Raw genomic sequence first — 11,786 nt, 5'->3', positions numbered from 1 at the left:
GGGTCCCGCTTCAGCCCGCCGCGCGCACGATCGCGCCGGCGACCACCGGCAGCGAGTCCGGGTGGTCGGCGAGGAACAGGTTGGGCTCGATCAGCTCCAGCTCCATCACGCGCGGGGTGCCGTCCTCGGCGTCGACCAGGTCCACCCGGGCGTAGAGCAGCTCCGGCCGTCCCGGCACGGCGGCCAGCGCCCGCTCCGCGGCGGCCAGTTCGGCCTCCGTCGGGGTCCAGGGGCGCACCCCGGGGTGGGCGACCTTGCGCTGGTCGTAGCGCGTGTCCGGGGACAGCACGGCGTTCTTGGCGATGGCGTGCAGGAAGCGGCCGCCGAGGAAGACCAGGGCCCGCTCGCCGGTGGTGTCGATCCGCGGCATGTAGGGCTGGACCATCGCGGTGATGCCCTCGTCGTGCATCCGTGCCACGTGCGCCCGCGCCTCCTCGTGCTGCTCCGGACGGTAGCGCGCGGCGTAGCGGGCCCCCGCGCCCGCGGCGGGCTTGACCACGAACTCGTGGCCGGCCGGAAACCCGTCGGTGCCGCCGCCCGGCGGCAGGTAGCGGGTGGCGACCGCGGGCACGCCGAGGGAGGCCAGATCGCCCAGGTAGCGCTTGTCGGAGTTCCAGCGCACGACCGCGGGCGGGTTGAGCAGGGTGGTGGCGGCACCGCAGCGGTCGGCCCAGGCCAGGAACTCCCCGGTGCGCCAGGTGTAGTCCCAGGTCGACCGGATGAGCGCCAGGTCGAACCCGGCCCAGTCGACGTCCGGGTCGCCCCAGTTCACGACCGCCGCCCCGGCGCCCGCGGCGGCGACGGCGTCCCGCAGCAGGGACAGGTCGCGGTCGACGGTGCCCTCCGGAAGGTGCGCGGTCGTCACCAGGGCGATCCTCGGCTGCGGCACGGGGGCTCCTCGGGGTCGGGCGGGGATCTTGCCGTCCCGCAGGCTACCCGGGCGGAATCGCCGGTGGTCACCGGGCCCGCGGGCACGCCCCGGCGGCCGTGCACAATGGCGGCATGCCCAAGTCCCGCCCCGGCCGCCGCTCCGCCCCGCGCCCCCGCTCCCGTCCCGTGCCGCACTCCCCCGGCACACCCTGCCCCTGCGGGCTGCCCGCCACGTACGGGGACTGCTGCGGCCGCTACCACTCCGGCCACGCCGCCGCCCCCACCGCCGAGGCCCTGATGCGCTCCCGCTACAGCGCCTACGCGGTGCACGACGCGGCGTACGTGCTGCGCACCTGGCACCCGGAGACCCGGCCCGCGGAGCTGGACCTCGACCACCACCTGCGCTGGGAACGGCTGGAGGTCCTCGCGACGACGGACGGCAGCGCCTTCCACAGCGAGGGCACCGTCGCCTTCCGCGCGCACTACAGCCTGCGCGGCGAGCACGACGTGATGGAGGAACGGAGCCGCTTCGTCCGCCACGACGGCGCCTGGGTCTACGTGGCACCCCTGCCCTGAGCGTCACCGCACGACGGTGCGGCCGAGCCGTCGGTGGGGCTCGCGTTCGGATCGCCGCGGCCGGCGTCCGCCACGGGCCCGACGGGGACGTGGTCCGCGCTGGACGCCACTTGTCTGCTGCAGACCAGTTCGGCCGTCGCCGCAGTACCCCGGAGGCGGCACGGTGGCGTCCGGCCCGCCGCCCTCGCCATGCCCGCGGTCCGGCACAACGGCCAACACCCGTCGGCACCCGGGCGATCCGGCCGCACCTTCCGGCCCTGCCGCCACGACCGGCGCACCGGACACGGCAAGGTCACTGCTCGGGAAAGCCCCCGCCGGGGAGGCCGCCGGGGCGGACCAGGCCCGTCTCGTAGGCCAGGACGACCGCTTGGGCCCGGTCGCGCAGCGCCAGCTTGGCGAAGATACGGGCGACGTGCGACTTCACCGTCGCCTCGCTCAGCGTCAGTTCCGCGGCCAGTTCGAGGTTGGACAGACCCCGGCCCAGCAGTGTCAGGACCTCCCGTTCACGGGGGGTCAGGGCGGCGAGGCCGACGTGGGCCGCAGGCCCGTCCGGGGCCGCCGCCGCCCCGGAGGCGAAGCGTTCCACCAGTCTGCGGGTGATCGACGGTGCCAGCAGGGCGTCCCCGGTGTCGACGAGCCGTACGGCCGCCGCCAGGTGTTCGGGCGTGACGTCCTTGAGCAGGAAACCGCTCGCCCCCGCCGACAGCGCCGTGTAGACGTAACGGTCCAGGTCGAAGGTGGTCAGCATGAGCACCCGGCATTCCGGGGCCTGCTCCAGGATGCGGCGGGTGGCCTCCAGGCCGTCCATGACGGGCATGCGGATGTCCATCAGCACGACGTCGGGCCGCAACCGGCGTGCCTCGGCGACCGCTTCCGCGCCGTCCGCCGCCTCGCCGACCACCGTGATGCCGCGCGCGGTGAGGATGAGCCGGAAGCCGGTCCTGATGAGGGTCTGGTCGTCGGCGACGAGCACGCGGGGAGCCGGTCCCCCCGGGCCCTCCGCTGCCGCCGTCACGGCCGGTCCAGCGGGATGCGCGCCCTGACCCGGTAGCCGCCTCCGAGGCGGCGCCGGGCGTCCAGGTCTCCCCCGTACACCGCGACCCGTTCGCGCAGGCCCAGCAGTCCGCGCCCGGTGCCCTCCCTGCGGCGCCGCACGGCTCCCGCCCCGGCCTCCGACCCGGCCGCGGGACCGCCCGCGGGACCGCCCCCGTCGAGCACGCTGGGGCCGGTGTTGAGCACCTCGACGCGCAACGCGCGCTCCGTGTACCGCACCGTCACCTCCGCCTTTCCGCCGTCGCCGTGCCGGAGCGCGTTGGTCAGCGCCTCCTGGACGATGCGGTACGCCGTCACGTCGATGCCCTGCGGCAGCGGGCGCGGTTCGCCGGAGACGCGCACCTCGACGGGCAGGCCGGCGAAGGAGATCCGGTCGACGAGCGCGCCCAGCCGGTCGAGGCCGGGCTGCGGGGCCAGCGCCTCGGCGGCGCCGTCACCGGGCCCGCCCGGAGCGCCTTCCCCGCCGGCGTCGTCCACGCCGTCCGGGGACGGCGCCAGCAGCCCGAGCATGTGCCGCAGGTCGGTCATGGCGCCGCGGCCCGCGTCCTCCACCGACCGGAGCGCGGCCGCGGCCTCCTCCGGCATCGTTCCCAGCACCTCGCGGGCGGCGCCCGCCTGGACCACCATCAGGCTCACGTTGTGACTGACGATGTCGTGCAACTCCCGGGCTATGCGCTCCCGTTCAGCGGCCACCGCGGTGCGCGCGGCGCTCTCCCGCTCCCGCTCCAGCAGCCAGCCGCGCTCCCCGACGGCCGACCGCCAGCGGCGCCGCGTACGCGCCAGGGCCACCGCCAGGCACACGGCGACCGCGCACACCACCCCCAGCGCCACGACCAGCACGTCCGTCTCCCCATCCGCCACCGGTTCACCCTCCCAGACCGCCGACGCGGGCACATCAGCCCCTGGATGCAGGGCTCTGCATCCCCAGGATGAGATCCCCGGCACTTTGCCATCCGGGGAGTGATGCCCGGAACCGCGCCGCACGCCTAGCGTCCTGTGCATGGTCACTGAGGACAGCAGCGGGAAGACCGTCGTACGACTCGACGGCGTACGCAAGGAATACGGCGGGACGACGGCCCTGAACGGCGTCTCGCTGGAGATCCGCGCCGGCGAGGCGGTCGCGGTGATGGGCCCCTCCGGGTGCGGCAAGTCCACCCTGCTCAACATGATCGCCGGCCTGGACCGTCCCACGGCCGGGACGGTCCTGGTGCACGGCGAGGACCTGGGGCGGATGAACGAGAAGGGCCTCGCCCTGTACCGGCGTCGCCGCATCGGCATGGTCTTCCAGTTCTTCAACCTCGTCGACGACCTGTCCGCGCTGGACAACGTCGCGCTCGCCGCCCAGCTGACCGGCACCCCCGCCCGGCCGGCCCGGCGCCGCGCCATGGAGCTGTTCGAGGAGCTCGGCATCGCGGACCGTGCCAACGCCCATCCGGCCGTGCTGAGCGGCGGCGAACGGCAACGTGTCGCCGTGGCACGCGCGTTGATGAACCGGCCCGCGCTGCTGCTCGCCGACGAACCGACCGGCGCCCTGGACAGCCGGGCCGGCGAGCAGGTGATGGATCTGCTCCTCGACCTCAACCAGATCGGCCAGACCCTCGTCATGGTGACGCACGACGAACACCTGGCGCGCCGCTGCGCCGGGCGCGTGGTCACCCTCGCCGACGGCCGGGTGACCGGGCAGCACACCCTGGAGCCGTCGGCATGAGGGCGGTGTGGCGGGCCGCGCGGGCGGCCGTGCGCCGGCGCAGGCTCCAGACCCTGGTCATCGCGCTGGTCACGCTGACCTCGACCGGGGCGATCGTCGTCGCGCTCGGGCTGGTCGACGCGGCCTCCGCGCCCTTCGACAAGGCCTTCGGCGCGCAGCGCGGCCCCCATGTCGTCGCCGCGTTCGACCGGTCCGTGGCCTCGGACGCCCGGCTGGCCGACGCCGCGCGGGCGCCCGGCGTCGAGTCGGCCGCCGGACCGTTCCCGCGGGCCACGGTCGACCTGCCGCGGGACGACGCGGCGTTCGGGGTCTTCGGCGAGGTCACGGTCGTCGGACGGGCGGACCCGGGCGGGGCGGTGGACCGGCTCGACGTCTGGGCGGGCCGCTGGGCGACCGGGCCCGGCGAGGTGGTCCTCAACCGGCAGTCGGACTGGACGTCCGACGACCTGGGCCGGCGCATCCGGATCCCCTCCGGCCCCACGCTCACCATCGTGGGCTTCGCCTTCGACCTGAGCCGCACCGCGGACGCCTGGGTGGCGCCCTCCCAGATCGGCGCGCTGCGTCCCACCACCACGCAGATGCTGTTCCGCTTCTCCGACGCGTCGTCCGACACCCGACTTCGCGAGGACATGCGGACGGTGACCGCGGGGCTCCCGCAGGGCGCGCTCGTCGGTTCCGAGTCGTACCTCACGCTCAAGCACCGCATCGGCGGGGCCGCGCGGGCGTACGCGCCCTATCTGATGGCCTTCGGCATCCTCGGCATCGTGGTGTCGGTGCTGATCGTCGCGAACGTCGTCAGCGGTGCCGTGATCTCCGGCTTCCGGCACATCGGCATCCTCAAGGCACTGGGGTTCACCCCGGGACAAGTGCTCACCGTGTACCTGGTGATGGTGACCGCGCCGGCGGTCGTGGGCTGCGCCGCCGGCGTCGTCGCCGGGAACCTGCTGGCGGCGCCGTTCCTCCGGTTCACGTTCACCGGGCCCGACGCGGGCGTGTTCCACGACAGCGTCGGCATCGCGCCGTGGGTGAACGTGCTCGCCCTGCTCGGCATGCCGGCCGTCTGCGTGCTCGCCGCGCTCGCCCCCTCGTTGCGTGCCCGCGGACTCTCCGCGGCGCGGGCGATCAGCGCGGGCACCGCCCCGCGGACGGGCCGCGCCCTGGGCGTGCAGCGGCGCCTGGCCGGCAGCGGCCTGCCGCGCTCGGTGAGCCTCGGTGTGGGCCTGCCGTTCGCCCGGCCCGGCCGCAGCGCCCTCACGGTGGCCGCGGTCGTCCTGGGCGTCACCACGGTGACGTTCGCGACCGGCCTGGCGACGACGATGACCCGGTTCGGCGACGCGGGACGGGACGCGTACCAGGTCACCGTGTACGCGAGCGCCGTGCGGCACGGCGAGGTCGTCGGGCCGGAACACTCCGACCCCCGGCTCCACTCCCTGCTCGGCTCGTTGCCCGGCGCCGCCGGGATCACGGCGCGGGGGGACGTGGAGGTGACGGTCGCCGGGTCCACCCGGAAGGCGATGCTCGAGGGGCGCCGCGGTGACGGGCCCGAGCTGGACAGCGTGCTCACCGAGGGCCGCTGGACGCGGCGGGCCGGCGAGGTCGTCGCGGGGACGGCCTGGCTCCGGCAGTCGGGCCTGCGCGTCGGCGACGCGGTGGGGCTGCGGAAGGGCGACCGGAGCGAGGAGGTGACCGTCGTCGGCGCCTTCATGGAGAGCAACGGCGAACTACTCGTCTCCGACTGGCCGACGTTCACGGCGCTCGCCCCCAAGGAGAAGCCCCTCGCCTACCACGTCAGGCTCCGTGACGGCACCGACCCGGCCGCGTACGCCCGCGCGGCCGCGGCCGCCGACCCGGGCGTCAGCCCGGCGGTCACGGGCCCGAACACGATCACGCAGACCGTTGTCGGCTCGGCCTCGGTGCTCACCGCGATGCTGGCCGTCGTCGCGGCCCTCGGCGTCTTCAACACGGTCGTCCTCAACACCCGTGACCGGCGCCGCGACCTGGGCATGCTCAAGTCCATCGGCATGACCCCGCGCCAGGTCACGGTGATGATGACGACCTCGATGGCGGCCCTGGGCACCCTCGGGTCGGCGCTCGGTGTCCCCCTCGGCGTCTGGGGCTACCGGCAGGTCGTCCCCCGCATGGCCGACGCCGTCGACCTCACCCTCCCCCCGTACATGACGGACGTCTGGCACCCCACGGCCCTGACCGCCCTCGCCCTCACCGGCGTCGCCATCGCGGTCCTCGGCGCGTACCTCCCGGCCCGGCGCGCGGCCCGCCTGACGATCGCGCAAGTGCTCCACAACGAGTGACGACGCGGGCCGCCGCACCCCGTGAGCCCCTGCCCTTCCGGCGGCGGGGGCTCACGGGGTGGGGCCTGGACCATGGTCAGCAGGTGGTCCGTGGGTGAGTAGTCGATCTTCCAGTCGGCGTAGACGGCGGAGAATCCGTCCGCCACGCACCGCAGGCCCAGGGTGACCCGGCGGACCGACAGGTCGCCGCCGAGGGTGAACGCCACCGCCGCCCCGAACTCCTCACCGCCGCAGGGACAGCCGGCCGCACCGGGTTCGTCGTCCTCCCAGGACTCCTCGTTCCAGCACTCCTCGCTGTCCGCGATGAACCCACGACTGCCGCAGCCGGTGCATTCCCGCTCCGCCGCGCAGTCGTTGACCAGCACGGAGAACACCCGGCCGCCGCAATCCCCGCACACCGAAGCGGTGATCCTCACCGGGCGGCCGTCGACGTCACCACGGAGGAACGCCGCGAGTTCCGCGGGGACACCCTCACCGACCTGATCATCAGCATGCACCCTCAGATCGTTCCAGACGCGGTACGGCACCGCCCGACCGCGGGGCCTCAGCCGGTTGCGCACCGGGCAAGCCGGGTCCCTTCCGTCAGGAGGGCCCACACGGGCACCTCGCCCGGCACAGAGCCCTGCGTCGGCCGGCGGCGCGTGCAGGGCACGGCCGATCTCCGCGGAGCCGTCGCCCACACGTCACGGGGCCGCGACGATCCGCCGGGCGCACGGCGAATACGGGCCCACGCCTGGCGGGCAGGACGGAGCACTTCCCCCAGGGCGGGGTTCGCGGGATCCTGCGCGGGGACCGGACGGCGGTGGCACGGGGGGTGGCGCGGTGGGGCGGGGCTGGGTGCTGGGGCTGCTGGCACTGGCGTCGGGCGTGGTGTCGGTGGCCCTGGCCGTCGCGGTGAACGTCGCCACGGGAGGCGTACTGCCCCCGGCCCTGCGCCCGCTGGCCGGCTGGGCCTGGCCGGCCGTCGGCGCGGGGGCGGTCGCCGCCGCAGGGCTGGCCCTGTGGCAACAGCGGCTCCAACTCCCCGCGCCGGCGCCCACGACAGCGCCGGCCGACCCTCCCCCGCCGCTCACCCCCGCGCAACTTACGCCGGAGATCGTGGACTTCACCGGTCGGGAAACCGACGAGGCGGCGCTGCGAGCCGCGTTCGCGGGCGGCGCGCGCGTGGTGGCCGTCGCGGGCCCGCCCGGGGTCGGCAAGTCGACCCTCGCCAACCGGCTGGCGCACGTGCTGCGCGAGCGGTGCCCGGACGGCCAGCTGTACGTGAACCTCGGCGCGGGGCGCGGCGACCCGATGCCCCCGGACGAGGCGCTCGCCCGGTTCCTCGCCGCGCTCGGCGACACCGAACCGGCCCCGTACGGCGACGCCGAGGCCCTGGCGGCGCGGTACCGCAGCTTGGTGGCGGACCGGCGGCTGCTGGTCGTCCTGGACGACGCCCACGACGCCGCCCAGGTGCGGCCACTGCTGCCCGCGGGCCCGCGCTGCCTGGCGATCGTGACCAGCCGCCCGCTGCAGGCCGACCTCCCCGAGGCGGTCACGTACGAGCTCGCGCCGCTCGGCACCGCCGACGCGCTGGCGCTGCTGGCCCGGGTCAGCGGCCCGGAGGGCGACGGGACCGACGCGGAGGCGGCCGCTGCGGTGGTCCGCGCCTGCGGCGGACTGCCGCTGGCGATCCGCGTCGCGGGCGCGCGTGCCGCCCGCTCCCGGCTGGCGCTGACCGAACTCGCCCGGCGGCTGGAGGACGAACGCACCCGGCTGGACGAACTCCGCTTCCGTGCCTGGGCCGTCCGCGCCACGCTCGCCGGCGCGTACGAGGACCTGACCCCGGGGGACCGCCGCCTGCTGCGGCGCCTCGGCGCCTTCCCCGGCGGGGAGTTCCCCGTCGAGGCGGCGGAGGCACTGGCCGGGACCGGCGGGCCCGAGGCTCGGGAGGGGGTGGAGCGCCTGATGGACGCGCAACTTGTGGAAGCGGCGGGCGGGGAACGCTGCCGCCTGCACGACCTGATCCGGCTCTTCGCCCGCGAACGGCTCGCGGCGGAGGAACCACCGGAGTCCGCGGACCGCGTCACCGAGCGCCTCCTGGACTGGTACGCGGGGGCCGCCCGCGACCGTCCGGCCGGCTGGATCGCCTACGAGGCGGCCAACCTCGCCGCGGTCGCCCGGCAGGGCGCGGCCGCGGGCGCCGGGGAGCGGGTGTTCCGGCTGGCGGAGGCCGCCGAGCACGGCTGGCACCTGCAGCACTACCACGTGCAGCGGCTGCGGGTCTGGCAGGCCGCCGAGGCGGCCGGACGCGCGGACGGCGACCCGCGTACGACCGCGCGCGCCGCCCTGGTGATCGGTTCCATCCACGGCGCGGACGGCGACTTGGAGCAGGCGGAACCCCTGCTGCGGGAGGCCGCCGAGCTGGCGCGGCGGACCGGCGACTCCCGGTGGGAGGCCGCCGCGCACCGCCACCTCGGGGACGTGCTGCGGCAGACCGGCCGGACCGGCGCTGCCCTGGACCACCTGCGCCGGGCACGGGACCTCTACCGCGCACTCGGCCTGGCTCCCGACGAGGCCGACGCGCTCGGGAAGCTGGCCACGGTCCACCTGGTGCGGTGGGAGTTCGAGGAGGCCGCGCGGGAGGCGGAACGGGCGCTGACGGTGCTCGCGGACGGCACGCGCCCGTCGTCCGCCCATGCCCAGTTGCGCGGGCTGGCGGCCGCCGCGTACCTGCGGCTGGGCCGCGTCGCGGAGGCCGGGGCCGCGGCCGAGGAGGCCGTCGCCGTGCACCGCCGCGCGGGCAACCGGCTGGGCGAGGCGTACGGCCTGGCCGGCGTGGGCCGGGTGGCGTGCGAGGAGGGGGACACGGCGACGGCGCTGGCCCGTCACCGCGACGCGCTGCGGCTGTTCGAGGAGCTGGGCGACGCCCCGGGTACCGCCGACGCCCATGGCGACCTCGGTGGCCTGTTCGTCCTGCTGGGCGACCACGCCGCGGCGGTCCGGGAGTTCGAGGCGGCCCTCGCCGTGCTCAGTGGGCTGCGCCATCCCGTGGCCGCGGGGTTGTGCCGGCTCCGCCTGGCCGAGGCGCTGGCCCTCGCGGGTGACCTAGCGGGCGCCGCCCGGGAGCAGTGTTCCGGTGAGGCGCTGTTGACCGGGACGGACGGCTGGCGGCAGCTCGACGAGGCACGGGGGCGCCTGGCCGCGCTCGGCCTCCCGGCCGGCGCCACGGGCTGAGCGGCCGGCCGCGCCGCCTCAGCGGGGGCCGCGCAGCCGCTCCATGTCCCGGCGGTCGCGCTTGGTCGGCCGGCCCGTGCCGCGGTCGCGGACGACGGGCGCCGGCACCTCCTCCGGGGTGGGCGGCGCCGGACTGTTGTCGACGAAGCACTCCGCCGCGGCGGGGGCGCCGACCCGCTTGCGCACCAGACGCGTGACGACGACGATCCGCTCGCGCCCCGCGCCGCGCAGCCGCACCTCGTCGCCGGGGTGGACCGCGTGCGCGGGCTTGACGCGCTCGCCGTTGACCCGCACGTGCCCGGCGCGGCACGCGGTGGCGGCCAAGGAGCGCGTCTTGGTGAGCCGCACGGACCAGATCCAGGCGTCGACCCGAACGGGGCCTTCGTCGTCAGCCATGTCACGACCCTAGCGCGCCCGCTTCCCGGAACGCGGCGTCCGGTATGCGCTCTTGACGGGAGGCCCCGCGGCCCACAGGATGCGCGCAGGCATGCACACGTCAAATGTGCCGACGTACCGCCCGCACAGTCCCGCGCAACTCCATCCCCCACACACCGGAGTGACCTGTGCCCGCATTCAAGATCGTCGCGGCCGGGGCCGCCACCGCGCTCGCGGCGGCCCTGCTCACCGCCTCCGCGACACCCGCGACCGCGACACCCGCCGCCGCGCGGCCCGCCGCCCTCGCCGCCCCCGACATCCCGGTGGCGAACGTCAAGGCGCACCTCGCCCAGCTGCAGTCGATCGCCACCGCCAACGGCGGCAACCGGGCCCACGGCAGAGCCGGCTACCGGGCCTCGATCGACTACGTCAAGGCCAGGCTGGACGCCGCCGGTTACACCACCACGCTCCAGCAGTTCACCTCGAGCGGCGCCACCGGCTGGAACCTCGTCGCCGACTGGCCCGGCGGCGACACCAACCACGTGATCATGGCGGGCGCCCACCTCGACTCGGTCACCGCGGGCCCCGGCATCAACGACAACGGCTCCGGCTCCGCCGCGGTCCTGGAGACCGCCCTGGCCGTCGCACGCGAGGACCTCCAGCCCACGAAGCACCTGCGGTTCGGCTGGTGGGGCGCCGAGGAACTCGGCATGGTCGGCTCCAAGGCGTACGTCAACGGCCTGGCCTCCGCCGACCGGGCCAAGATCGACGGCTACCTGAACTTCGACATGATCGGCTCGCCGAACCCGGGCTACTTCGTCTACGACGACAACGCCGCCCTGGAGAAGGTCTTCAAGGACTGGTACGCCGCCAAGGGCATCGCGACCGAGATCGAGACCGAGGGCGACGGCCGCTCCGACCACGCGCCCTTCAAGAGCGCGGGCATCCCGGTCGGCGGGCTGTTCTCGGGCGCGGACTACACCAAGACCTCCTCCCAGGCGCAGAAGTGGGGCGGCACGGCAGGCCAGGCCTTCGACCGCTGCTACCACTCCTCCTGCGACACGACGGCGAACATCAACGACACCGCCCTCGACAACAACAGCGACGCGATCGCCAACGCGATCTGGACCCTGGGCACCGCCACCGCTCCCCCGCCCGGCACGGTCTTCGAGAACACCGCGGACGTCAGCATCCCCGACAACGGCGCGGCCGTGACGTCCTCGATCACCGTCAGCGGGATCAGCGGCAACGCCCCCACGGCCCTCGCCGTCGGCGTGGACATCCGGCACACCTGGCGCGGCGACCTCGTCGTGGACCTGGTCGCCCCGGACGGGAGCAGCTACCGGCTCAAGAACTCCAGTGGCAACGACTCCGCGGACAACGTCATCACGACGTACACGGTCAACGCCTCCAGTGAGGTCGCGGCCGGCACGTGGAAGCTGCGCGTGCAGGACGTGGCGTCCCAGGACACGGGCTACATCAACAGCTGGAAGCTGACCTTCTGACCGTCCGGCCCCGGTGACGGCCCCCGCCCCACGCAAGCCGTCACCGGGGCCGTGACGGCGTCCGCGCGACCAGGCGGCCGTGTCCGCGGCGGTCGAGGAGGCCACCGAGGAGCAGGCCCGTGCCATCTTCGAATCGGACGTCTTCAGCGTGCTCACCGTGCTCCGGGCTGCACG

The 11,786-nt window shown here is 75.4% G+C and carries 9 protein-coding genes; 5 read left to right on the top strand and 4 right to left on the bottom strand.

The features are described from left to right. Positions 1-10: 10 nt before the first annotated feature. Complete coding sequence (locus ABZ479_RS23335) at positions 11-889, bottom strand: DcsG N-terminal domain-containing protein (RefSeq protein ID WP_500463385.1); 879 nt, start codon at positions 887-889, stop codon at positions 11-13. A 113-nt stretch (positions 890-1,002) separates the two neighbouring features. Between ABZ479_RS23335 and ABZ479_RS23330 the strand changes: the two genes are divergently transcribed. Next, on the top strand, positions 1,003-1,446 hold the full coding sequence (locus tag ABZ479_RS23330) for a YchJ family protein (RefSeq protein ID WP_500463384.1): 444 nt from the start codon (positions 1,003-1,005) through the stop codon (positions 1,444-1,446). Positions 1,447-1,738: 292 nt separating this feature from the next. Here the strand turns inward: ABZ479_RS23330 and ABZ479_RS23325 are convergent, their stop codons facing one another. Both ABZ479_RS23325 and ABZ479_RS23320 read right to left on the bottom strand, forming a co-directional pair. Then, positions 1,739-2,461, bottom strand: coding sequence for a response regulator (locus ABZ479_RS23325; RefSeq protein ID WP_500463383.1), 723 nt, complete (start codon positions 2,459-2,461; stop codon positions 1,739-1,741). Beyond that, a complete protein-coding gene (locus ABZ479_RS23320; protein ID WP_500463382.1) occupies positions 2,458-3,360 on the bottom strand; it encodes a sensor histidine kinase in 903 nt (300 codons plus the stop codon). The genes ABZ479_RS23325 and ABZ479_RS23320 overlap by 4 nt, the downstream gene beginning before the upstream one ends. A gap of 139 nt (positions 3,361-3,499) precedes the next feature. On the opposite strand from ABZ479_RS23320, the gene ABZ479_RS23315 reads away from it, so the two are divergent. From ABZ479_RS23315 to ABZ479_RS23305, 3 genes are all read left to right on the top strand, one after another. Further along, a complete protein-coding gene (locus ABZ479_RS23315; RefSeq protein WP_499603009.1) occupies positions 3,500-4,207 on the top strand; it encodes an ABC transporter ATP-binding protein in 708 nt (235 codons plus the stop codon). After that, the gene (locus tag ABZ479_RS23310) at positions 4,204-6,516 is read left to right on the top strand and encodes an ABC transporter permease (RefSeq protein WP_500463381.1); all 2,313 of its coding nucleotides are present in this window, start codon (positions 4,204-4,206) and stop codon (positions 6,514-6,516) included. Before ABZ479_RS23315 ends, ABZ479_RS23310 begins: the two co-directional genes overlap by 4 nt. Positions 6,517-7,338: 822 nt before the next feature. Further along, positions 7,339-9,732: an ATP-binding protein gene (locus ABZ479_RS23305; protein ID WP_500463380.1), complete on the top strand. Its 2,394-nt coding sequence runs from the start codon at positions 7,339-7,341 to the stop codon at positions 9,730-9,732. Positions 9,733-9,750: 18 nt separating this feature from the next. On the opposite strand, the gene ABZ479_RS23300 is transcribed toward ABZ479_RS23305, so the two are convergent. Further along, positions 9,751-10,128 (bottom strand): RNA-binding S4 domain-containing protein, encoded by a 378-nt coding sequence (locus ABZ479_RS23300; RefSeq protein WP_499603013.1) that lies wholly within the window; start codon positions 10,126-10,128, stop codon positions 9,751-9,753. 167 nt (positions 10,129-10,295) lie between these two features. On the opposite strand from ABZ479_RS23300, the gene ABZ479_RS23295 reads away from it, so the two are divergent. Further along, complete coding sequence (locus ABZ479_RS23295; RefSeq protein ID WP_500463379.1) at positions 10,296-11,612, top strand: M28 family metallopeptidase; 1,317 nt, start codon at positions 10,296-10,298, stop codon at positions 11,610-11,612. Positions 11,613-11,786: the final 174 nt, after the last annotated feature.

Source organism: Streptomyces sp. NPDC005722 (assembly GCF_040630935.1).
Lineage (GTDB): Bacteria > Actinomycetota > Actinomycetes > Streptomycetales > Streptomycetaceae > Actinacidiphila.
The sequence above is the reverse complement of the archived record's forward strand: the minus strand, read 5'-3'. Positions and strand labels throughout refer to the sequence as shown.